At 65.9% G+C, this 23,030-nt stretch carries 18 protein-coding genes; 7 read left to right on the top strand and 11 right to left on the bottom strand.

From position 1 onward, the window contains the following. Positions 1-24: 24 nt before the first annotated feature. From yjfF to VK92_RS16360, 4 genes are all read right to left on the bottom strand, one after another. Positions 25-1,113, bottom strand: a complete 1,089-nt coding sequence (gene yjfF / locus VK92_RS16375) for a galactofuranose ABC transporter, permease protein YjfF (protein WP_048027435.1) — start codon at positions 1,111-1,113, stop codon at positions 25-27. Next, on the bottom strand, positions 1,110-2,150 hold the full coding sequence (locus VK92_RS16370) for an ABC transporter permease (RefSeq protein WP_048027436.1): 1,041 nt from the start codon (positions 2,148-2,150) through the stop codon (positions 1,110-1,112). Before VK92_RS16370 ends, yjfF begins: the two co-directional genes overlap by 4 nt. After that, positions 2,147-3,661: a sugar ABC transporter ATP-binding protein gene (locus VK92_RS16365; protein ID WP_048027437.1), complete on the bottom strand. Its 1,515-nt coding sequence runs from the start codon at positions 3,659-3,661 to the stop codon at positions 2,147-2,149. Before VK92_RS16365 ends, VK92_RS16370 begins: the two co-directional genes overlap by 4 nt. Positions 3,662-3,744: 83 nt before the next feature. Beyond that, entirely contained in the window at positions 3,745-4,707 is a 963-nt protein-coding gene (locus VK92_RS16360; protein WP_048027439.1) for an ABC transporter substrate-binding protein, read from the bottom strand. A gap of 455 nt (positions 4,708-5,162) precedes the next feature. Here VK92_RS16360 and VK92_RS16355 point away from each other — a divergent pair, with 455 nt between their 5' ends. Beyond that, on the top strand, positions 5,163-5,468 hold the full coding sequence (locus VK92_RS16355; protein WP_048027440.1) for a hypothetical protein: 306 nt from the start codon (positions 5,163-5,165) through the stop codon (positions 5,466-5,468). Between the two features lie 74 nt (positions 5,469-5,542). On the opposite strand, the gene VK92_RS16350 is transcribed toward VK92_RS16355, so the two are convergent. The 4 genes from VK92_RS16350 to VK92_RS16335 form a co-directional block, all read right to left on the bottom strand. After that, on the bottom strand, positions 5,543-5,998 hold the full coding sequence (locus tag VK92_RS16350) for a hypothetical protein (RefSeq protein WP_048027441.1): 456 nt from the start codon (positions 5,996-5,998) through the stop codon (positions 5,543-5,545). Between the two features lie 97 nt (positions 5,999-6,095). Continuing rightward, positions 6,096-8,096: a TIGR02594 family protein gene (locus tag VK92_RS16345; RefSeq protein WP_048027442.1), complete on the bottom strand. Its 2,001-nt coding sequence runs from the start codon at positions 8,094-8,096 to the stop codon at positions 6,096-6,098. Between the two features lie 3 nt (positions 8,097-8,099). Continuing rightward, positions 8,100-9,230, bottom strand: a complete 1,131-nt coding sequence (locus tag VK92_RS16340; protein ID WP_060156881.1) for a hypothetical protein — start codon at positions 9,228-9,230, stop codon at positions 8,100-8,102. A 71-nt stretch (positions 9,231-9,301) separates the two neighbouring features. Continuing rightward, positions 9,302-12,175 (bottom strand): type VI secretion system Vgr family protein, encoded by a 2,874-nt coding sequence (locus VK92_RS16335; protein WP_082163759.1) that lies wholly within the window; start codon positions 12,173-12,175, stop codon positions 9,302-9,304. A 629-nt stretch (positions 12,176-12,804) separates the two neighbouring features. Here VK92_RS16335 and VK92_RS41855 point away from each other — a divergent pair. Both VK92_RS41855 and VK92_RS41850 read left to right on the top strand, forming a co-directional pair. Next, positions 12,805-13,173 (top strand): hypothetical protein, encoded by a 369-nt coding sequence (locus tag VK92_RS41855; RefSeq protein WP_131723228.1) that lies wholly within the window; start codon positions 12,805-12,807, stop codon positions 13,171-13,173. A gap of 150 nt (positions 13,174-13,323) precedes the next feature. Continuing rightward, the gene (locus VK92_RS41850; RefSeq protein WP_048027448.1) at positions 13,324-13,512 is read left to right on the top strand and encodes a hypothetical protein; all 189 of its coding nucleotides are present in this window, start codon (positions 13,324-13,326) and stop codon (positions 13,510-13,512) included. Here VK92_RS41850 and VK92_RS16325 read toward each other — a convergent pair. Next, entirely contained in the window at positions 13,499-13,777 is a 279-nt protein-coding gene (locus tag VK92_RS16325; RefSeq protein ID WP_048027449.1) for a DUF4148 domain-containing protein, read from the bottom strand. The two genes, VK92_RS41850 and VK92_RS16325, sit on opposite strands and share 14 nt — an antisense overlap. 269 nt (positions 13,778-14,046) lie before the next feature. On the opposite strand from VK92_RS16325, the gene VK92_RS16320 reads away from it, so the two are divergent. The 3 genes from VK92_RS16320 (at position 14,047) to VK92_RS16310 (ending at position 20,317) form a co-directional block, all read left to right on the top strand. Next, a complete protein-coding gene (locus VK92_RS16320; RefSeq protein ID WP_048027451.1) occupies positions 14,047-17,274 on the top strand; it encodes an efflux RND transporter permease subunit in 3,228 nt (1,075 codons plus the stop codon). A gap of 70 nt (positions 17,275-17,344) precedes the next feature. Continuing rightward, positions 17,345-18,730 (top strand): efflux RND transporter periplasmic adaptor subunit, encoded by a 1,386-nt coding sequence (locus tag VK92_RS16315; RefSeq protein WP_048027453.1) that lies wholly within the window; start codon positions 17,345-17,347, stop codon positions 18,728-18,730. 30 nt (positions 18,731-18,760) lie between these two features. Then, a complete protein-coding gene (locus tag VK92_RS16310; protein ID WP_048027454.1) occupies positions 18,761-20,317 on the top strand; it encodes an efflux transporter outer membrane subunit in 1,557 nt (518 codons plus the stop codon). On the opposite strand, the gene VK92_RS16305 is transcribed toward VK92_RS16310, so the two are convergent. Both VK92_RS16305 and VK92_RS16300 read right to left on the bottom strand, forming a co-directional pair. Continuing rightward, complete coding sequence (locus tag VK92_RS16305) at positions 20,298-21,818, bottom strand: heavy metal sensor histidine kinase (RefSeq protein ID WP_048027455.1); 1,521 nt, start codon at positions 21,816-21,818, stop codon at positions 20,298-20,300. The genes VK92_RS16310 and VK92_RS16305 overlap by 20 nt on opposite strands. Beyond that, positions 21,815-22,492: a heavy metal response regulator transcription factor gene (locus tag VK92_RS16300; protein WP_021160488.1), complete on the bottom strand. Its 678-nt coding sequence runs from the start codon at positions 22,490-22,492 to the stop codon at positions 21,815-21,817. The genes VK92_RS16305 and VK92_RS16300 overlap by 4 nt, the downstream gene beginning before the upstream one ends. A 200-nt stretch (positions 22,493-22,692) precedes the next feature. On the opposite strand from VK92_RS16300, the gene VK92_RS16295 reads away from it, so the two are divergent. Continuing rightward, positions 22,693-22,950 carry a DUF4148 domain-containing protein gene (locus tag VK92_RS16295; protein WP_048027459.1) on the top strand — a complete coding sequence of 86 codons (258 nt, stop codon included), beginning with the start codon at positions 22,693-22,695 and terminating at the stop codon, positions 22,948-22,950. Positions 22,951-23,030 lie beyond the last annotated feature (80 nt).

The following is a 23,030-nucleotide window of genomic DNA, read 5'->3' as shown; positions in this document are numbered from 1 at the left end:
GGTGCGATCGCCGGTGTGATCCCCCTACGCGCGCCGCATCGTCGACACGAGCGCCGCATCCTCGCCCGCGCCGGCCGGCCGTGCCGATGCGGCGTCGGCCGGCCGCGGCCGCTCGCCCAGCCCCGTGCCGCCGGTGCGCCGCCGCGCGGCATGCCGCTCGATCACCCGCTGCAGCACGCAGAACACGCACAGCAGCGCGCCGATCACGATCCGCGTCCACCACGAGCTCAACGTGCCGTCGAACGTGATCAGCACCTGGATCGTGCCGAGGATGCCGACCCCGAACACCGAACCGATCACGTAACCCACGCCGCCCGTGAGCAGCGTGCCGCCGATCACGGTCGCGGCGATCGCGTCGAGCTCCATCCCCTGCGCCTGCAGCCCGTAGCCCGACAGCACGTACAGCGTGAACACCACGCCGCCGAGCGCCGAGCAGAAGCCGCTCAGCGCGTAGACGCCGATCTTCGTGCGCGCGACCGGCAAGCCCATCAGCAGCGCCGAACGTTCGTTGCCGCCGACCGCATACACGTTGCGGCCGAACCGCGTGAAATGCGCGACGTAGATCGCGGCGGCCAGCGTCGCGAGCGCGATCAGCGCGCCCGCGCTCAGCGTGCCGCCGCCGACCGGCACGCTGATGCCCGCGATCGCATGAAACGTCGGCTCGTTGATCGTGATCGACTGCGTCGTGATCAGGAAGCACGCGCCGCGCGCGAGAAACATTCCCGCGAGCGTCACGATGAACGGCTGCAGCCGGAAGTAATGGATCAGCGCGCCCATCGCCGCGCCGTACAGCGCGCCGAACGCCAGCACGAGCGGCACGATGACCCACACCGGCCAATGCAGCCGCTCGGCGCCGACCGCGCAGAAGATCGTTGTCAGCGCAACGACCGAGCCGACCGACAGGTCGATCCCGCCCGACACGATCACGAACGTCATCCCGATCGCGACGATCAGCAGGAACGCGTTGTCGACGAGCAGCCCGGTGAGCACCTGCATCGAGAAGAAGCCCGTGTACATCACGGATCCGAAACCGAACAGCGCGACGAACAGCAGGATCGTCACGACGATCGGCAGCGTGCGCGGGTCGGCGAGCCGGCCAAGGAATCGGGTCATCGGGGCGTCGCTCCGGTGGTGGCGCGCGAACGCGCGGAAGGCAGCAGCCGCGACGCATGCCGGACGACCAGCGCGCGCGCCGCCTCCGACTGGATCAGCGTCACGACGATCACGACGACCGCCTTGACGACGAGCGTCGCCTCCGGCGGCACGCCGATCGAATAGGTCGTGTAGGTGAGCGTCTGGATGATCAGCGCGCCGAGCACCGAGCCGGCGAGGCTGAAGCGGCCGCCGAGCAGCGACGTGCCGCCGAGCGTCACCGCGAGGATCGCATCGAGTTCGAGCAGCAGCCCGGCGTTGTTGCCGTCGGCGCTGCGCACGTTCGAACTCGCGAGGATGCCGGCGAGCGCCGCCATCACGCCCGAACACAGATACACGCCGAACACGACCGCACCCGCGCGCAGCCCGACGAGCCGCGTCGCGACCGGATTCACGCCGATCGCGCGTATGAACAGCCCGAGCGCCGTGCGGTTCACCAGCAGCGCGGTCGCGGCGATCGTCGCGATGGCGATCCACACCGCGCACGGCACGGTCGCGAGATACCCGCCGCCGAGCGCGAGATAGCCGGGCGCACCGATCGGGATGATCTGGCCGCCCGTCAGCAGCTGCGCGACGCCACGGCCGGCCACCATCAGGATCAGCGTCGCGATGATCGGCTGCATCCCGACGAACGCGACGAGCAGCCCGTTCCAGGCGCCCGCGAGCAAGCCGACGCCGAGCGCGGCGGCCAGCGCGGCACCGACCCGCGACGGATCGCCGTCGAGCACGATCGCCGCGGCCGCGCCGGCGATCGCGACGATCGCGCCGACCGAGATGTCGATCCCGCGCGTCGCGATCACGAGCGTCATCCCGAGCGACACGATCACGAGCGGCGCCGCGCGGTTCAGGATGTCGACCGGTGCGCCGAACAGGTGGCCGTCGAGCAGCGCGATCGACAGGAAACCCGGACGATGCGCGACATCGAGCGCGAACAGCAGCGCGAGCGTCAGCACCGGCCACGCGAGCGAATGACGAAACAGCGTGCGCAGTGGCGTCATGACTGGCCTCCCGCGATCAGACGGTACACCTGCTCCTCGGATGCATCGGCGCCGCTCAGCTCGGCGACCTTGCGACGGTCGCGCAGCACCGCGATCCGGTGGCTCACGCGCACGACCTCGCCGATCTCCGACGAGATGAACAGGATCGCGAGCCCGGTCTTGCACAGCGCGAGCACGCGCTCCATGATGTCGAACTTCGCGGCGACGTCGATCCCGCGCGTCGGTTCGTCGAGAATCAGCAGCTTCGGGTCCGTCGCGAGCCAGCGCGCGAGCAGCACCTTCTGCTGGTTGCCGCCCGACAGCAGGCCGATCGGCTGCTCCGCGTCGCGCGCCTTGATGCCGAGCCGGGCGATATACGACTCGGCGATCTCGCGCTGGCGCGCGCGCCCGATCAGCCGCCACCAGCCGCGCCGCGCCTGCAGCGCGAGGATGATGTTCTCGCGGATCGACAGCGCGGCGACGATACCCTCCTTCTTGCGGTCTTCCGGGCAGTACGCGATGCCGTGCCGCACCGCGTCGTGCGGCGACGCGAGCCGCGTGCGCGTGCCGTCGATCTCGATCGCGCCGGTGTCCGGGCGCTCCGCGGCGAACGCGAGCTGCGCGGTTTCGGTACGCCCCGAGCCGAGCAGCCCGGCCAGCCCGACGATCTCGCCGGGCCGCACGTCGAGATCGAGCGCGCTCATCATCCCGCGCCGGCCGACCTGCTGCATCGACAGGAACGGCGCGGCGTCGCCCGCGGTGCGCACGGCGGCCGCGGCACCCGCCTGCAGCGTATCGGACATCCGCTCGCGGCCGGTCATCTTCGCGACCAGTGCGTCGACCGGCAGGTCGCGCGCCAGGTACTCGCCTTCGCGCTCGCCGTTGCGCATCACGGTGATCCGATCGGACACCGCATAGGTCTGCTCAAGGAAATGCGTGACGAACAGGATCGCGATGCCCGACGCCTTCAGCCGGCGCAGCACGTCGAACAGCCGCGCGACCTCGCCGTCGTCGAGGCTCGACGTCGGCTCGTCGAGGATCAGCACGCGCGCGTCGACGGAAACGGCGCGCGCGATCGCGACCATCTGCTGCACGGCGATCGGGTACGCGTCGAGCGAGCGCGTGACGTCGAGCGACAGGTCGAGTTCCGCGAGCGCCGCGCGCGCACGCGCATGGATCGCGTTCCAGTCGATCGCACCGCGCCGCATCGGCTGACGGCCCGCGAAGATGTTCTCGGCGACCGACAGGTTCGTGCACAGGTTCACTTCCTGGTAAAGCGTCTGGATCCCGGCCGCCTCGGCTTCGCGCGGCGCGGCGAAGCGCACGGGCCGGCCGCCGACGCGAATCTCGCCCGCGTCGTGCGCATGCACGCCGGTGAGCACGTTGATCAGCGTCGACTTGCCCGCGCCGTTCTGGCCCATCAGCGCATGGATCTCGCCGGGAAACAACCGGAAGTCCACGCGCTGCAGCGCGCTGACACCCGGAAATGACTTGTCGATGCCGGTCATCTCGACCACCGGCGATTGCGTCATGACCCCTCCGTCGAAACGGTTGCGAAGCGGTAGCAAAGCGGTTGCGACTCGGGCGGCAACCGCGCCGCCACCCGTGCGGGACATCAGTACTTGCGGGTCGGCAGCACCTGCGCCGCGACGTTCATCGGGAACACCGTCTCGTTGGTCACGATGCGCTTGGGCAACTGCTTGCCGGCGACCACGTCCTTCACCGCGCTCATCAGTTGCGGGCCGAGCAGCGGGCTGCATTCGACGTCGACGTTGATCTTGCCGGCGATCATCGCCTGGAAACCGCCCTTCGTCGCATCGAACGACACGACGCTGACGTCCTTGCCGGGCTTGATGCCAGCCTCTTCCATCGCCTGGATCGCGCCGAGCGCCATGTCGTCGTTGTGCGCGTAGACGACGTTGATCTGCTTGCCGTAGGTCTTCGCGAACGCTTCCATCACCTGCTTGCCGCCGGCGAGCGTGAAGTCGCCGCTCTGCGACGCGATCACCTTGAATTTCGGATTGTTCTTGATCACTTCGAGCAGGCCCGCGCGGCGATCGTTGGCCGGCGCCGAGCCGACGGTGCCCTGCAGCTCGACGATGTTGATCGGGCCCGGGTCGTTCTTGTAGTGCTCTTCCATCCAGTGGCCGGCGCGCCGCCCTTCCTCGAGGAAGTCGGAGCCGATCATCGTCACGTACAGCGACGGGTCCTTCACGTCGACCGCGCGATCGGTCAGGATCACCGGGATATGCGCGGCCTTCGCTTCGGTCAGCACCGGTTCCCAGCCCGATTCGACGACCGGCGAGAACGCGATCACGTCGACCTTCTGCGCGATGAACGAACGGATCGCGCGAATCTGGTTCTCCTGCTTCTGCTGCGCGTCCGAGAATTTCAGGTTGATGCCGGCGTCCTTCGCCGCGCCCTTCACCGACACGGTATTCGCGGTGCGCCATGCGCTTTCCGCGCCGACCTGCGAGAACCCGAGCGTGATCGGCTTTTGCTGCGCGAACGCGCCGTGCGCGAACACCGTCGCCGCGGCGACGAGCGCGCCGGCCGTCAGCTTCCTGAAAAATGTCATGGTCCGTCTCCGATGATGTCGTTGTATGCCGCTGCGCTGTTGTGGTTCTGCTTGGCGCGGGGATGCGGGTCGGTACTGCAGACCGGGCTGGCGCGTGCGGCCGGCCCGGTCTGCATGCCCCGCATCAGTCTATGAACAAGTCCGATAACCTTCCAATGAAATATTGGATTCGGACGATATCGGAATCGGCATACGTATAAACACCTAAACGGGCTGGGGAAGGTGCGGCGGAGATGGAGAAAGGCGCCGGCCATGAAAAATGCCGGCTATACCAGCGCGCAAGGCGGCTTCGTGAACTGGGCCGGCACACCGGCCTCGGTCGCGAGCGGCCGGCTGACGGATCGCTTCGACCGCTAACGGGTGATCGCCACGAGTTTTTGCCTTGCGGCACGGTCGCTCCGGGCCGTGCACGGGATGCAGTCGACGTTCCGGCCCCAGCAGGTGCTCGCCTTTGCTTGGGGATCGTTCATTCCCGGCACCAATACCCGCATGAACGCGTTGACTGCGCGCTTCTACCGGACCGTCGCGCGTTCGACCGGGTTGAGCGGATACATGCGTTCGGAGGGCTGGGCGCGATCGGCAGCGCATTTGCCGGCGCGGCCCTCCTCAGCGCGGGGCTGGGGCTCGGCCAGATTCTTCCGCTGATGGCCGACGTGCCGCTGATCGGCGCGGTAGCGGGGCTCGTGATGCGCCGGGCGCTGGCCGATGAATCCAAGGGAACGGCCGTGATTTCTGCGGCGGAGGTTTCCGCGAATACGTGACGAGAGCCGTCGCGACAGAACTCAGATCCGGCAGGCCGCCACCTTCCTCTCGGTCTCGCCAACCATCTCCGAGGTCAACGAGCGGATAACGACTTGTGTCCCGTTGCCTTCAACGCGACATTGACATCATCGCGCGTGTTGACGATACGGCCCTCCACCTTGCAATCCGATTGCACCGGCTTCGCACCGTCTGCAAATCCCACGCCGCCGAGATCGGTTGCTACCCATTGCGCGTTGCGCCTTTCAAGCGCGAACTTCATGATCTCGACCTGGTCATCCGTCATCTCCAGGCTGCCGTCCTTATCCGTCAATGCAACACATGCGAAGGCGGCATCACGATCCTTGATCAGGTCGACCACGAAATAGCGGTAATCCTTCAGGTCCGGTTCGCTGTCGTTCAGCCGGTGAACGGCAGCCAGTATATGGGCGCGGTCAGGGTCGCTCTTGTCCAGATCGCGGGCATACGTCACGTTGGCGACGGTCGCGACGAGGATCAAGGCGCATGCAGTGAGCTTGGATAGCTTTATCATCAAGATTCGAGAGAAATAAATAACCGGGATCGCCCCGTCATCGAGCAGCGAACGTCTCGCGGGACATCGCAACACCTTACCTCGGGTAAAAGTACATCTAACGAGTCGATGCGGCCGTCATCGATGTGCTGCCGTCATCCGGCACAAGCGCCAGTTGATAGTCGTCATCCGTTGCGTCATAGCCGATCGGGAGACGATACGCTACCACCAAAGACGGCGGCAGATGGCTTTTGTTCACCTCATGCGCCTTGCCCTGGTTGCCACCCAACGTTGCCAACGATTGCAGATGTTGATGAGCATCGAAGCGATGGGCACCGTTGACAAAGGTAACGTGGTACGCGCTCTTGCCGAAGCGCACGACGGCGATGGCGCCGTATACCGGCTTGTTCCCCTTGGTCGGCTTCCCCCACTTCAGGAAACTGCTTGCCATCGCATTGGTCTTTCCCTTCGTCCCCTCATAGCCCGCGCGCTGCAGACACCAGTTCACGAATGCCGCACAGTATGCGGCGGAATTCGGATCGGCCTTGGTTTGCGACGTCGCACCGAAATACTCCTTGATGTGCTCGGTGGAAACGTCTCCTCCCTTGCGCTTGATGCCGACGCGACGCTCCTCCTCTGCATACGTCATCCACGGTGCATGACTGGCACTCAGTGCCTCGGTTTTCGGGTGATCGCTCTCGTCCCGGGAACGGACAGCGTGCACTTCCGGCGCCGGCTTTGGCGCGGGTGATGACCCGGCAGTCCCGCTTGCCGGATGTGTGCTTGGGTGCGCGGGCGCGCTCGTTGCAGGTGCGGCAGGGGCTGTATGAACGGCTTTCCCGTGAGTCTCCGCAGCATGAGACGAGGCAGCGGTCGATGCAGATGTCGCGGGAGCCGCCACTGCGACGGGCGCTCCGGTGGCCACAGGTGCCACCGCAGATGAAGAGCCTGCAGCCACCGGTGCGGCGGCCGTTGCCGCGCCCGATGACGAAGACGGGTGCGCATGTGCCTTCGGTACGGTCAGTACCTGATGCGGATACAGAAAGTACGGCGATGCAATGCCGTTCAGACGCGCGAGCACGCGATAGCTCGTCGAGTATTTTTTTGCGATCTTGCTGAGCGTATCGCCTTTCTGAACGATATAGGTCTCCGTACAGCCATGCGGAGCGGCGCCGGCTACGCTAGCGTGCGAAGCGGCGGCAGCGGGAGCGGGAGCGGCAGCGGCAGCGGGAGCGGGAGTCTCGGTAGGCGCCGCAGGATGACTCGTTGCCGGCCGAGGCTCCGTCGGCGCAGGCGCAAGTGGCTGCTTGTGTAATTCGGTTGCCGACGGCACGACGATTGTGGGCGCAACGACCGTAATGGCCGTAGCGGGCGTCGTCGGCGTCACGGTCTGCTCGATTTGTACCCACTTGTGATCGTGTTCCGACCAGGCCTGCAAGGAAACTGGCCCACCCGATAGCGCGGCCTGTACCTGCACTTGCCCGTTCTTGTCCGTGACCAGGTCGATAGTTTTACCGCCCTGGGTTGCCCTTATTTTGGTGTCGACCAGATGAGCCTTGGCCTGGTCGAGCACGTAGACGTTCACCGTCGGCAGACAGCCCTTGCAGCCAGCCTTCTGCGCCCGTTCGATAGCCCGCTTCATCGACTTGCCACCGGCCACTTCGATAATGTTCTTCGCGTATTTCTTGTCCGTGGCGTAACCGGCCGACTGCAGCGCCCGTGCTTCCGCTTCGAGATTGCCCTTTACTCCTTCGCTATAAAGACCCGCCGCAGCATAGCGGGGATTCGATGCGAGAAATTTCTGACGATCTCGCAAGCTCTCCAGCATGGATGGATACACGCGAAACGGGGCCGTCACCCAATACTTACTACCATCCTCCCTCTCTTCCGGGACGGTAAAGTTACGCGACTCACCGTGCCACGACGCGTCAGCCTTGATGTTGAAAAAGTTGTTCGTTCCCTCCAGAACGTGCTCCCCCCAGCCCGTTTCCTGCGCAGCCTGCGCAAGAATCAGTTTCCACGAGCAGCCTGTCTCGTCGGCGACCTGTCGGGCCGGACAATACAGGTTCTTGATGAATTCGAGTTCGTCGTCGTACGTATACTTCTTGTCGCCCGCCATAACTTATCTCGCTCCCCGCTGAAATACAGCGCCATGCCCTTTGGTTTTCGCCACGCCGACCCAATTACTGCCGTCGAACCCGATCGCATCCATCTCGCTGCCAAACGTATGGACGGTGCTCACAGCATGCGAGGCCGGATCGACGGACAGCAACACTGTGCGATTACCCTTGCATGCGTCACCGATGACGCTTACGGTACGATTGCCGCGAGCGACTGCATCGATGCTGCAGAGCGTGCCATTTGCCGTCGAGAACATGGACGTTGTCTTTCCCGAAGGGTCAACCATCACGACCGTCAACACACCAGCAGGCGTGACGCCAACGTCATGCACAAGACCGTCGGAAGACACAAACGCACTCGCGGACGTCACATTCCCGGGCAACGGATACGCGGAACGGACATATCGCTTGCTGTCGAGATCAATCTGCGACACCGCGTATCCGTTGTGACCTGCTCCGGCATTCGGCAGGAACTTGCCTGCCACCAGAAGGCGCCGGCCATCCAGACGGGCAGACGCGTCGGTCCAGAATGCTCCACTCGAAAGCTGCGTCAGTGTCGGCTGCTCGAGATCGGCATCGAGGTGCGCGACGAATGTGCCAAATGGCCCGCCACGCTGCAATGTCGCGCTAGTGCCCCCTGCGACATTGACGCTGGCAGGACCCACGTCCAGCATGTAGAACCACTCGTCAAAGCCTGCATGAATCGGCTGCCGCTTTTCGAGCTTGCCCGCAACGGAGAGGCGGTTCACGACGACGCTCGTTTGATTGAGCGACTCGCTGCCCTGCGTGTGTTCCTCGGTCACCACAAAAATCGAGTGGCCATCGCTACCGCAGGCCACCGCCGAATTGCTGACATGACCCGAGCCAAATGGAATGGCCGTACGCCATTCCACCCGGCGGCTACCTGCATCAAACAGCACGACCATTGCGGATCGGCTCGGCACGGTGTCGTCATAGACATGTCCGCTGATGCAGTAACGGTCATTGCCGAGCGGATTGATGGCATCGGCACTGAATCCTTCCGGCGCACCGAGCGGAAACTCCATCATCTGCGCCGATGCAACCGTTACATGGACCAGCATCGCGCCCAATACAGCGCGTATCCAGTACTTGATCTGCTCTCGTGCTTTCATCTGCTTTTGCCTTATCTCCCTAACTGCCTTTCGTGACATCAAATGCCCACCCGTCTGCTTCCGGATGGAGGTCAGGCCGCCGTGTTTTCCGTATCCGGCAAATCGTCTGCGTCAATCGAATCGTCTTCGCCCGTCGTGTCGCCGGCATCGTCCGTCATCGCATGATCCGCATAGTCAAACACGCCCGCATTGGGGTGATCGACCTCGTTGGCGCTCATGTAGAACGGCTCCTGATACATCATCGTCTTCCATTTGCCATGGTTCAGATCGAAGATCGCGTGGATCTGTTGCGGCGTATCGGTAAAGGCGCGCAAAGTCTGTCCACTGCCGTCGAGCATGCCGCTGCCGAGAATGACCCCCGCGTCACCGACCAATCGATAACCGACCGCCTGCGCAACGCCATCCGGTTTGTGCAGGACTTCGTCGAGCACCAGTTGCTGGCTGTACTGCAACGGTTGCTGGCTTTCGAAAAATGCCTGCTGCGGAGGCGAGACGCTCGTGCCGCCTTGCTTTTCCCACGATGCGCACCGCTCCAGGATCTGCCCCGGTGTACCGTTCTCAATCCCGTTCGTCGAGATCTTGATGTAAGAGTTGCCCGCGCCGATCCATATTTCTTTCGGAGCGGTCAGAACAATCCGGCCGTCCTTGGTCGAGATCGAAATGTCTTTCAATGCCGCCAACGCCATCGCATCACCCTGTGCCTGGATCTCGACCTTGCCTTTGGCCGCGAACAGTTTCATCCCCGCTTTCTGAACGAACAGGCTGAGTTTCTCCGCCACGCTCGCGACAAGAGACTTGCCTGTCGCAACGTGCATGTTTTGCCCACTGACGAGAGTGACGTGCTCGTCTGCCGTGATCTGCGTCGACTGCTGCGTCGACAGCGCGATACCGTCCGGACTCGCCATCAGCATCACCGACTTCGCAAAGCTGTTCGCGCTGCCCGTGCCACCGCCAGCAGTCCGCCCGCCATGCGACGCAGCGGTGACACTGTGCCGCGTCGCATCACGGAATCCGGCCAGCGCATCGCTGCCCGGCTGCAGGCTTTCCGCCTGGCTCGCCACACTCGCCTGCGACTGCGCGTCGAGCACCCCGTACGCATTGACGAGTTGCTCCGTCGCCTCGCCTGCATCCAGCGGTTGTCCCGCGGTTGCCTGATGCGTCGATATGTACAATCCTTTACCTGCACGGATCGCGCCGTATGCTGTCGACTTCAGATCGAAGCCCGTTCCGAGATAGCTTCCCCGCGTGTTGTCGGCATGCTCGACAAGGTGCCCGAGATGCAGATGTGAATCGCCACTCGTCGAGTACAGCTGCGCTCGGTTCTGGCCGGTAGAGTCATCCATCACGAGATGGTTGTAACCACTGCCGCCATATTCTTTCGACCGATAGCCGGACAAGACGCCGTGGCTGTGCCACTGGGGCCGGACGCTCCCGTTGTAGACGCGATGGAGAACGATCGGCCTGTCACAGTCCCCGCCGACGTATCCGACCAAGACTTCCTCACCGACCCTCGGAACGTGAACGCTCCCGTACCCGCCACCGGTATCCGATTGCGCGACTCTTACCCAGCATGAAGCACTCGCATCGGCCGGGTTTTGACGATCCCACACGAACATGACCTTGACCCGGTTCAGTTCGTCCGTGTATACCTCTTCACCCCGGGGGCCAACTACGATAGCGGTCTCCAGTTCCATCACCGGCTTCTTGTGTTCGAACGGGCTCCGATACGGGACGGTCACCCGCTGCGCTTCCACCTCGACCACGTAAAATCCCGCCGATCCGTCTCCGTGCACAACGGCCTCACCCGTATGTGCCGATTTCGCGTGCGCAAGCTGGCTCTGCAAGCTATGCGGGAAGTTCGCTTCCTGGATGGGCAACGGCAGGTTGTTCTCGATGTGCCGCTGCACCTTGATCGCGACGAATTCGCGCTGGCTGGCTGAGTCGCGATCATGTTCCGGATGTCCCATCAGAGTGAAGCGACAACCGGCGTCAATCGCGCGGACACCACCGACGCCGAAGAATCGCTTCGCTCGCGACTCCCATTCCTCCAGGTGAATCTTTGACAGGTGTTCGCCGCGGCTCCGGTCCAGATACGTATAGGCGCCGGTGTATTCGTAGACTTCAGCCTGCTCCGGCAAATTCCCTTGACCGGACATTGTGGGCAAAGTCGTGCCTTTGGGATTGACGACGGACGAAGGCGCCTTGTAATCGAACGTGCGTGTCGTGTGAACGGTGCTCTGCAACGTCCGGGAACCCGCCCACTGCGCAAATGCATCCGTTTCGCCACGCGTACCCGACCTTGAGAACCCGACCGAACCAGGTGACATCTCATCGAGCGAGTAGATATCGTCAGTCACGACAAATCGATGCGACTTCCCGTCGTTGTCGTGCCGCCAGAAGCCGAACAAACCCTCTTCCTCCAGCAAACGATGGATGAAATTCCAGTCGGTCTCGCTCTGGCGGCAATATGAACGCGAAGGCAGCGGCTTTAGCAATGCAAATTCGAACTGCCCTTGTGCCTGCGGATGCACGTTAAATACGTCCGTGATGATGGCGTCGACGCTTTTGTCCTGCCAGTACCGCATGTCGTTGCGAAATTTGAGGAAATGCATCCAGGAAGCGAAAGTCAGCTGATAGCTCGAAAGGCTACCGTCAGCACCAAGTCTTCGAGCCGTATGAATGTAGCCGTTGAGCGGTCGATAGGACTTGTTCGCTTGTTGAATCCAGAGCGTGATCGGTTGGGCGATCAGCGTCTTCAATTCGATGTCGCCCGCCGTGGAGACCATGTCGAGCGTCACGCTAAAGTCGCGACCAAGCTCGGCGTAGGTCACAGCGCGCCGCGGTACGAGTGCGTTCTCCGGCAAAACCGGGATGCTCGTCTTGAGCAGGCGATCATGCTGGATCAGGCCGCCACGAATCGCCTGAGCCACTTCGGTCATGTTCATTCGTTATCCATCTTCTTGTTTTTTGCGAGCCAGTAGTGGTCCGCACTCTCACGGGAACGGCACCCCGTCTTGCCGCCGCAATTCTAGCGGCAACAACAAGTCGCGAGAATGTATTTAATCTCTAAAACAACAATATTGACTGACAAAAGTTGAAGTGCGATTCACGAATCCGCCAGCCACATCCTTTCGACATCTTCAATATTCCATTTTCCAAACACATTCCTTTCTTTATAATTTCTATTTATGCCAACGAGAATGAAATATGTAATGTTTGGGTGCTTTGCGGTAGCCGCCACAGTCGATGCTGATGTCGACGACACCTCAATCGGCCTCACTGGCTTCGTATCCGGTTGAACCGCCCAGAGGCAGACGACGTCGCAATCAGTGCCGGCTGTTCAGTGCTGTCAAATGAAAAGCGAACCGCTATCAGGTCCGCCTCATTGCAGACCAATTTGATTCAAACTGAATGAGTTCCGCAACGAACCATTGCGGAACGGCCAACACAGCAAATCAAGCACCGCGCCTCGCTTCAGAACCCGCGTCCCGACCTGATCGCGAAAATCCCATCCGCGATCGGCCGCACGCGCGTGGCAGCTGGTACGACATTCTTCCTGCCCGCGCAACCGAAGGTGAAAGGCGGCACGATCCTCTCGTCGCGCTATCTCGCGGACACGGCCCTGATCTGGCCGTGCTATTTCGTCGGGCTGTTCGTCCCTTACCTGCTGTACAACTGGCTGCCGACGATGGCGAAAAGCACCGGCTATACGAGCGCACAAGGCGCGATCATGGGCGGCTTCGTGAACTGGGCCGGCACGCCGGGCTCGGTTGCGATCTGCTGGCTGACGGATCGCTTCGATCGCTACGGGTTATTGCCACGAGTTTTTGCCTGGCGGTACGGTCACTCCGGGCCGCGCACGGGATGCAGTCGACGTTCCGGCCCCAGCAGGTGCTCGCCTTTGCTTGGGGATCGTTCATTCCCGGCGCCCATACCGGCATGAACGCGCCGACCGCGCGCTTTTATCCGACCGTCGCTCACGACGGCCAGAATTACCGCCCATCGTCATCGCCGGCCACGCCGAGCCGCCGGTCGATGCCGCTGTCGCGACCGCGCGGCGTCTCTCCCCCCGATTCGGCACGACGCCGGCCGCATGCGGCCGACCGGCGTCGGCCGCGCGCGCCGGATTCAACGCTTGCAGCACGCTCGCGCGCCCGCCGTCGTCATCGGGCAATTGCGGCATCCCGCGTGCAAAGGCCGGCGCGACCGCCGCCGCGAGCAGCGCGGCGATCGCCAGCCGGAAAAGGCGTTTCATCGCCTGTCTCCGGTCACTGCGCGCTGACGGCCGGCACCGGCGTCGACGCGGTCGCGGTGGCCTGCTCGCCGTGCGCGATCGCATAGAGCTCGCGATTGCGCGCAATCGTCGACGGGCTCGGCGGATAGTCCCAGTTCGACGTGGGCACGGTGCCGTCGCGCTGCGCCTGAACGAGCTCGGCGATCACGTCGGCACGGGTCGGGCCCGACGACGACGCTTGCGCGAAAGCGGCAACCGGCGTGCCGACGGCGAGGGCGAGCAGCGCGGTCGCTGCGATCAGTCTGCGATTCATGATGAAACTCCCCAGAACGGTTCGATGAGGACGCATCGTCGATGCGCCGCCGGCGGTGCCGCGGAAGCGGTTCGCCGCCCGACGTATTCATTCTGGTGACTGCGGCCGGCACGACGCTGACCGCCACATGACAATCCTGAAATCTGTGGCGCCACGCGCAGATAACCGTTTCGTAATCTTCGAGTCAGGGCCGGGTCAACGCGGCACCGGCAGACTGCACGCTCGTCGCATCCATCGCGGCGCCCTTGCCCTGCTTCGAGGAAATCATCATGTGGATCGTCCGGCTGGCATTGCGCAGGCCCTATACGTTCGTCGTGCTTGCGCTGCTGATCTTCATCGCGGGCACGCTCGCGATCCTGCGCACACCGACCGACATCTTTCCGAACATCGACATCCCGGTCGTCAGCATCGTCTGGTCGTACAACGGCTTTTCCGCCGAGGACATGGCCAAGCGCATCACGACCAACTACGAGCGCGCGCTCACGTCCGACGTCGACGACATCGAGCACATCGAATCGCAATCGCTGAACGGCGTGTCGGTCGTGAAGATCTTCTTCCACCCCGGCGCGGACATCAATCGCGCGATCGCCGAAGCCTCGAGCAACTCCGCGTCGATCCTGCGGATCCTGCCGCCGGGCACGCTGCCGCCGAACATCATCACGTACAACGCGTCGACGGTGCCGATCCTGCAGCTCGGCCTGTCGAGCAGCACGCTCGCCGAGCAGCAGCTGTACGACCTCGGCAACAGCTTCATCCGCACGCAGCTCGCGACCGTCCAGGGCGCGGCCGTGCCGCTGCCGTTCGGCGGCAAGGTGCCCGAGATCGTCGTCGACCTGAACATGCGCGCGCTGCAGGCCAAGGGGCTCGCGCCGATCGACGTGGTCAACGCGATCAACGCGCAGAACCTGATCCTGCCCGGCGGCACCGCGAAGATCGGCGCGCGCGAATACAACGTGCAGATGAACGGCAGTACGCAGACCGTCGCCGCGCTGAACGACCTGCCGGTGAAGACCGTCGGCGGCAACGTCGTCTATGTGCGCGACGTGGCCCACGTGCGCAACGGCTACGCGCCGCAGACCAACATCGTGCGCAGCGACGGCAAGCGCGCGGCGCTGCTGACGGTCGAGAAGACCGGCAGCGCATCGACGCTGACGATCATCGGCCAGGTGAAGGCGATGCTGCCGAAGATCGCGGCCGGCCTGCCGAAGGCGCTGCACATCACGCCGCTCGGCGACCAGTCGGTGTTCGTGAAAGCGGCGATCCAGGGCGTCGCGCGCGAGGCGCTGATCGCCGCGTGCCTGACGGCGCTGATGATCCTGCTGTTCCTCGGCAGCTGGCGCGCGACGCTGATCATCGCGGTGACGATCCCGCTCGCGGTGCTGACTTCGCTGTGTGCGCTGGCCGCGCTCGGCGAGACGATCAACATCATGACGCTCGGCGGGCTCGCGCTCGCGGTCGGGATTCTCGTCGACGATGCGACCGTCGCGATCGAGAACATCACGCACCACCTCGAACGCGGCGCGCCGCTCGAGGAGGCGATCCTGACCGGCGCGGGCGAGATCGCCGTGCCGACCTTCGTGTCGACGCTGTCGATCTGCATCGTGTTCGCACCGATGTTCCTGCTGACGGGCGTCGCGCGCTACCTGTTCGTGCCGATGGCCGAAGCGGTGATCTTCGCGATGATCGCGTCGTACTTCTTCTCGCGCACGCTGATCCCGACGCTCGCGATGGTGCTGATGCGCGCCAAGGGGCACGGCAAGCCGCCGCGCGGCATCTTCGCTCGCTTCGCGCGCTTCCAGGCCGCCTTCGAGCACCGTTTCGAAGCGGTCCGCGCGCGCTATCGCGCGCTGCTGTCGGCCGCGATCGCGAACCGGCGCCGCTTCGCGGCCGCGTTCCTGCTCGCCTGCGTGGCTTCCACGAGCCTGTTCGCCGTCGCCGGGCAGGATTTCTTCCCGTCGGTCGATACCGGCGAGATCCGGCTGCACCTGCGCGCGCCGACCGGCACGCGGATCGAGGAGACCGCGCGCCTGACCGACGAGGTCGAGACGCGGATCCGCTCGGTGATCCCCGCGAACGAACTGGCCGGCGTGCTCGACAACATCGGCGTGCCGGTCAGCGGGATCAACCTGACCTACGACTCGTCCGATCCGGTCGGCGCCGGCGACGCCGACATCATGATCACGCTGAAGCCGAACCACCGGCCGACCGCGCAGTACGTGACGAAGCTGCGCAACCTGCTGAACCAGGCGTTCCCGGGCGTGACCTTCGCGTTCCTGCCGGCCGACATCGTCAGCCAGATCCTCAACTTCGGGTTGCCCGCGCCGATCGACATCCAGATCGTCGGCAACCGGCTCGATGCGAACCGCGCGGTCGCGAACCGGCTGCTCGCGCAACTGCGCGGCGTGCGCGGCCTCGTGGACGCGCGCATCCAGCAGCCCGGCGACGCACCCGCGATCAACGTCGACGTCGATCGCACCAAGGCGATCCAGGCCGGGCTCCAGCAGCGCGACGTCGCGCAGAACCTGCTGATCGCGCTGTCCGGCAGCTCGCAGACCACGCCGAACTTCTGGCTGAACCCCGCCAACGGCGTCAGTTACCCGGTGCTGGTGCAGGCGCCGCAGTACGACGTCAATTCGCTGCAGTCGCTCGCGAACATCGCGATGCCGACCGCCGCGCAATCGCCGCAGACGCCCGCGGGCGGCCCCGCGGCCGGCGCGGGCGCGCAGAACCTGCTCGGCACGCTGGGCACCTTCTCGCGCGCCGAGCAGCAGGCCGTCGTGTCGCACTACAACGTGCAGCCGGTGCTCGACATCTTCGCGTCGGTGCAGGACCGCGACCTCGGCGGCGTGACGGCCGACGTGACGAAACTCGTCGACGCCGCTCGCGCGCAACTGCCGCCCGGCTCGTCGATCGTGCTGCGCGGCCAGGTGCAGGCGATGCACCAGTCGTTCGCGGGGCTGCTGAGCGGCCTCGTGCTGGCGATCGCGCTGGTCTACCTGCTAATGGTCGTGAACTTCCAGTCGTGGCTCGACCCGCTCGTGATCGTCAGCGGCCTGCCCGCGTCACTCGCGGGCATCGCGTGGATGCTGTTCGTCACGAACACGACGCTGTCGGTGCCCGCGCTGACCGGCACGATCCTGTGCATCGGCATCGCGACCGCGAACAGCATTCTCGTCGTCAACGCGGCGCGCGAGCTGAGCGCCGGCGGCACGCCGCCGTGGCAGGCCGCGCTCGATGCGGGGTTCAGCCGGTTCCGCCCGGTCGTGATGACCGCGCTCGCGATGCTGATCGGCATGCTGCCGATGGCGCTCGGCCTCGGCGACGGCGGCGAGCAGAACGCGCCGCTCGGCCGCGCGGTGATCGGCGGCCTCGCGTTCGGCACGGTGTCGACGCTGCTGTTCGTACCCGTCGTGTTCGGCTTCGTCCATGCGTGGCTCGAACGGCGACGCGATGCGGCCGCCGCACGCCGCGTGCCGGACACGCCGGCCCTGCCCTGAGCACGGATACCCGGATAGCTGGACTGGATACCCGCCGATTTCCTCCGACTCGCCCGACTTCGAACCCATCATGAACGACTCGACCGAACCTCTCGCCCCGCTTTCTGCCGAAACGGCGGCGGTGCCGCCTGTCGCGCGCGACACCGCACCCGACGCGCCGCTGCCCCGTCGCGGCCGCAGGCTCGCCGTGCCGCTGGCCGCGTTCGCACTCGCCGCCGCGCTGCTGGCCGCCGGCATCGTGCCGCGTATCGATGCACGCGCCGCGCAGCGCGTGCAGGTGGCCGCGCAGCAGGCGCTGCCGGTGTCCGTGATCCGGCCCGGCGTCGCGCCGGCCGACCAGACGCTCACGCTGCCGGGTGCTGTGATGCCCTACGCGGAAGCGTCGATCTACGCGCGCACGAGCGGTTACATCGCGCACTGGAGTGCGGATATCGGCACGCACGTGAAAGCGGGGCAGACGCTCGCGCAGATCACGGCGCCCGACCTCGACGCGCAGTTGCGTCAGGCGCATGCCGACACGTCGACCGCGCAGGCGAACTACGACTATGCGAAATCGACCGCGCAGCGCTGGCAGGAGATGCTGAAGACGCAGTCGGTATCGCAGCAGGACACCGACACGAAGGTCGCCGACATGAACGCGAAGCGCGCGATGCTCGCCTCCGCGCAGGCGAATGCCGCCCATCTGAACGAACTCGTGTCGTACGAATCGGTGACGGCGCCGTTCGACGGCGTGATCACCGCGCGCAACGTCGACGTCGGCACGCTCGTCACGGCGGGCGGCACACCGGGCAGCCCGGGGCTGTCGGGCGAGCTGTTCCATCTCGAGCAGACCGACACGCTGCGCGTGTTCGTCGACGTCCCGCAGGATAGTGCTGCCGGCGTATCGGCCGGCACGCCCGTGTACCTGACCACGCAGCAGTATCCGGGCCGGCGCTTCGCCGCGCGCGTGGCGCGCAGCGCGGGCGCGATCGATCCCGTGACGCGCACGCTGCGGGTCGAGATCGACGTCGACAACCACGACGGCGCGCTGATGCCGGGCGCGTATGCGCAGGCGCACCTGCTCGTCGCGAGTGCGGCGCCCGCGTTCGAGCTGCCGGTCAGCGCGCTGCTGTTCCGGCCGAACGGCGTGACGGTCGCGACCGTCGCCGCGAACGGCACCACCGCGCTGAAGACCGTGCAGATCGGCCGCGATTTCGGCACGCACGTCGAGATCGTCGCGGGGCTGGCCGCGACCGATCGCGTGATCGACAACCCGGGCGATTCGATCGCCGACGGCGAGACCGTGAAGATCGTGGCGGTCGAGCCCGGCGCCGCGCAGGCGGCTGCGCGGGCCGGCTCGGCTACCGGTGCGCCGGCGGCGCCTCGCGCGGTTGCGGCAGTACCGGCCGCCGTCGCGGCGCCCGCGTCGACGCCGGTTGCCACGTCGGTTGCGACGTCGACGCAGTCCCACGGCTGACCGTTCATGACAACCCGCGAGATCTCCACCATGTGCCTCTTTCATCCGCTTCCGTTCGCACGCCGCGTCGTCGCGCTCGGCATCGCCGCCGCGTTGACCGCATGCTCGACGCTACCCGCCTACTCGCCCCCCACCGTCGCGGTGCCTGCGCACTATGCGGGCGTCCCGGCTGCGGGCATACCGGCTTCGGGCATACCGGCTGCGGGCGTACCCGCTTCGGCCGCCCCCACCACCCAACCCGGCTGGAACGTCGCCACGCCCGCCGATGCCACGTCGCGCGGCCCGTGGTGGACCGTCTTCGACGACGCCGCACTGAACGCGCTCGAAGCGCGCGTCGACATCTCGAACCAGACCGTGAAGAAAGCTGTCGCCGATCTCGAGCAGGCGCGCGCGATGGTCGGCTACCAGCGTGCGGGGTTCCTGCCGACCGTCACGGCCGGCGTCGCGCAGAGCCGCTCGCGCTTGTCGCAGAACAAGCTCGGCTCGTCGCTCGCCGGCAAGACGACGCCCGACTACCAGGCCGGCGTCGCCGCGAGCTGGGAACCCGACCTGTTCGGCCGCGTGCGCGACGCCGTGACGGGCGCGCAGGCGAATGCCGACGCGAGCGCGGCCGACCTGCAGGCCGTGAGGCTGTCCGTCACGGCCGAGCTCGCGACCGACTATTTCGCGCTGCGCTCGCTCGACACGCAGAAGCAACTGCTCGACGAAACGGTGCGCGCGTATGCCGATGCCCTGAAGCTGCTGAAGCAGCAACTCGCGGACGGCGCGATCGACGCGTCGGCCGTCGCACAAGCCGAGACGCAGCTCGAATCGACGCAGACGCAGGACACCGACATCGACGCGTCGCGCGCGCAACTTCAGCATGCGCTCGCGACGCTGGTCGGCGAAAACGCGTCGACCTTCACGCTACCGCCGCGCGTGCAGGCATTCGACGTGCCGGCGATCCCGGCCGGCGTACCGTCGCAACTGCTCGAGCGGCGGCCCGACATCGCGGCAGCCGAGCGGCGCGTCGCGGCCGCGAACGCGCAGATCGGCGAGGCGCGCGCCGCGTTTTTCCCCGACCTGGTGCTGTCGGCGAGCGCGGGACTCGAAAGTTCGTTCTTCGCGCCGTGGCTCACCGCGCCGAGCCTGTTCTGGTCGCTCGGCTCGCAGCTCGCCGGCACGCTGTTCGACGGCGGGCGCCGCAGCGCGTCGCTGCACGCCGCGCATGCGCAGTACGACGGCGTGGTCGCCGATTACCGGCAGACCGTGCTGGCCGCGTTCCAGCAGGTCGAGGATCAACTGTCCGCGCTCGATGCGCTCGCATCGGAAGCAAACAGCCAGCAGCGCGCGACCGACGCGGCCGACCTGTCGCTGAAGCTGACGACCAACCGCTTCAACGCCGGTGCGGTCAGTTATCTCGACGTCGTGACCGCGCAGACGATCGCGCTGTCGAACCGGCGCCTGGCCGACCAGATCGCCGCGCGCCGGATGGAGGCGGCGGTCGCGCTGCTGACGGCGCTCGGCGGCGGCTGGAACAAGGATACGGATATGGATGCGCACGCAACGGCCGCCGCGCACGCGGCCGCTACGTCGTCGGCGTCCTGACGAACGTGAGGATGAAGCGCGTGCCGGCCGCGTCGCTTTCGACGCGTACGGTGCCGCCGTGCAATTCCATCACCGAACGCACGATCGCGAGGCCGAGCCCGGCCGTGCCGCCCGGCACGCCGCCGCTGCGCGCGGGGTCGCCGCGCACGAAACGCTCGAAGATGCGCGGCAGCAGCGCGGGATCGATCGGCTCGCCCGGGTTCGCGACGACGACGTGCACCGCATCCACCGTTTCGTCGACACGCAGCGTGATCACGCCGCCCGCCGGCGTATAGCGCAGCGCGTTCGCGAGCAGGTTGCTGACCGCGCGGCGAAACAGTTCGAGATCGGCGGTCAGTTGCCCGTGCCCGTCGACGCGCAGCGTCGATCCCGCTTCGTCGGCGAGCCCTTCGAAATAACCGGCGATACGCTCCAGTTCGTCATGCACGTCGAACGCACGCTGCCGCGTGACGAAACCCGGATGCTCGGCGCGCGCGAGAAACAGCACGTTCTCGATCATCCGCGCGAGACGGTCGTATTCCTCGAGATTCGATTCGAGCAGTGCCTGGTACTCGTCGGTCGAACGCGGCCGCGCGAGCGCCACCTCGGTCGCGCCGCGCATGTTGTTCAGCGGCGTGCGCAGGTCGTGCGCGAGATCCGCGCTGAATTGCGACAGGTGTCCGAACGCCTGCTGCAGGCGGCCGAGCATCGCGTTCTGCGCGTCGACGAGCGCCGTCAGCTCGCGCGGCGCACGCGACGCGTCGAGCCGCGTATCGAGCTTGTCGACGGTGATCCGGCCCGTGTTCGCGACGATCTCGCGCAGCGGCGCGAGCGATGTGCGGATCAGCCCGTAGCTGAGCAGCATCGCGAACAGCGCACCCAGACCGCCGGCGATCTTCAGCCGGTCGCGGTAGCCGTCCAGCATCGCGGCGCGATCGCTCATGTTACGCGCGATCGCGATCCGGATCGTCGAGTGGTCGCGCAACTGCGCATCGCTGACGACGCCGCGCACGGACACGCCGCCGCCGGCCGTCCAGGTCGCGATCCGGTCGGTGGTGATCCGTTCGTTCGCGGGCACCGGCGTCGCGTGCGGCGGGAACAGCGCGGCGTCGGGCAATGCCGGCAGCGCGGGCGAGGCGGGCGAGGCGGGCGAGGTGGGCGTCGATGCGGCTGCCGCCGGCTCGGGCGAGTCCTCGAACCCGGTGCGCTCGACGTTGTGGCGCGCGAGCACGTTGCCCTGCCCGTCGACGACGGCGATCGACAGCGCCGCGTTGCCGAGCACCTGGCTCGTCAGCCGGTCCGCATGCGTGCGCACCGCGTCGAGCGAATCGAGCTCGCCCGCCAGCCGGCGCGTGTGCCGCGCGGCGAGCACGATGTCGAGGTCGTCCTGCGTGCTCACCTGCCGCTCGAGGGCCGTATACACATAGGTGCCGACAAGCGCGAAGACGGCGAGCATGGTCGCGCCGAACGCGAGCGCGAGCGTCGCGCCGATCGAGCGGCCGATCAAGCGGCCGAGCGTCATGCGGCGTCCTTCGGCTCGAGCACGTAGCCGACGCCGCGCACCGTATGGATCAGCTTGACCGCGAAATCGTCGTCGATCTTCGCGCGCAGCCGCCGGATCGCGACTTCGACGACGTTGGTGTCGCTGTCGAAATTCATGTCCCACACATACGACGCGATCTGCGTGCGACTCAGCACCTCGCCCTGCCGGCGCGCGAGCAGTTGCAGCAGCGAGAATTCGCGCGGCGTCAGGTCGATCCGCACGGTGCCGCGCTTCACGCGGCGGCGCACGACGTCGATCTCCAGGTCGCCCACCGCGATGCGTTCCGTCTCGCGCGGCGGCCCGCGCCGGGCGAGCGTGCGGATCCGCGCAAGCAGCTCGACGAATGCGAACGGCTTCACGAGGTAGTCGTCGGCGCCGAGTTCGAGGCCGTGCACACGATCCTGCACGTCGTCGCGCGCGGTCAGGAACAGCACGGGCGTCGCATGCGTGTCGCGCAGCCGCTTGAGCACGCTCCAGCCGTCGAGCACGGGCAGCATCACGTCGAGCACGATCACGTCGTAGCTTTCCTCCTGCGCGAGCGTCAGGCCCTCGCCGCCATCCTTTGCGAGATCGACGCTGAAGCCGGATTCCTCGAGCCCTTTCTTCAGGTACGCGCCGGTCTTCGGTTCGTCTTCGACTATCAGGATGCGCATGGTCGGCTCCGTCGCATGGGGTGGTGACATGCGCCGATGTTACCGGGAAACGCGGCGCGCGAGCCGCATCGTGCAAGCGCGAAACGGGCGGATTACAAATCTGTAATCGGCGGGTCAGCGTCGTGACTGCCGCGGCAACCAGAATGGGATACGTGGGGCCGCCCCACTCGCCCGTTCGTTCAACCCACCAGGGAATCGCCATGAAACTCTTCACTGCCTTTGTCGCCGCCGCGCTGAGCCTGCCGTTCGGTACACAGGCCTTCGCCCAGTCCACGCAGGCGCCGCTCACGCGCGCCGAAATCTACCAGCAGCTGATCGATGCCGAAGCCGGCGGCCTGCTGCCGACCGACCGGAACGACTATCCGCCGTCGCACGCGCAGATCGCGCGCAATCGCCAGCTTTACGCGCGCGCGCATCCCGAAGCGGCTCCGGTCGCGACGGCATCGGCCGGCAATTGATCTCCGCCCATGTTCGGCCGCCGGCCGACAGCCGGATCGCGCGCCGACCCGGCGCCTGTCGGCGGATTTCGCGGCGCCCG

It is taken from the genome of Burkholderia sp. LK4 (genome assembly GCF_001043615.1).
Classification (GTDB): domain Bacteria; phylum Pseudomonadota; class Gammaproteobacteria; order Burkholderiales; family Burkholderiaceae; genus Burkholderia; species Burkholderia cepacia.
Note: the sequence above shows the minus strand (reverse complement) of the source record. Positions and strands in the feature narration are given on the sequence as shown.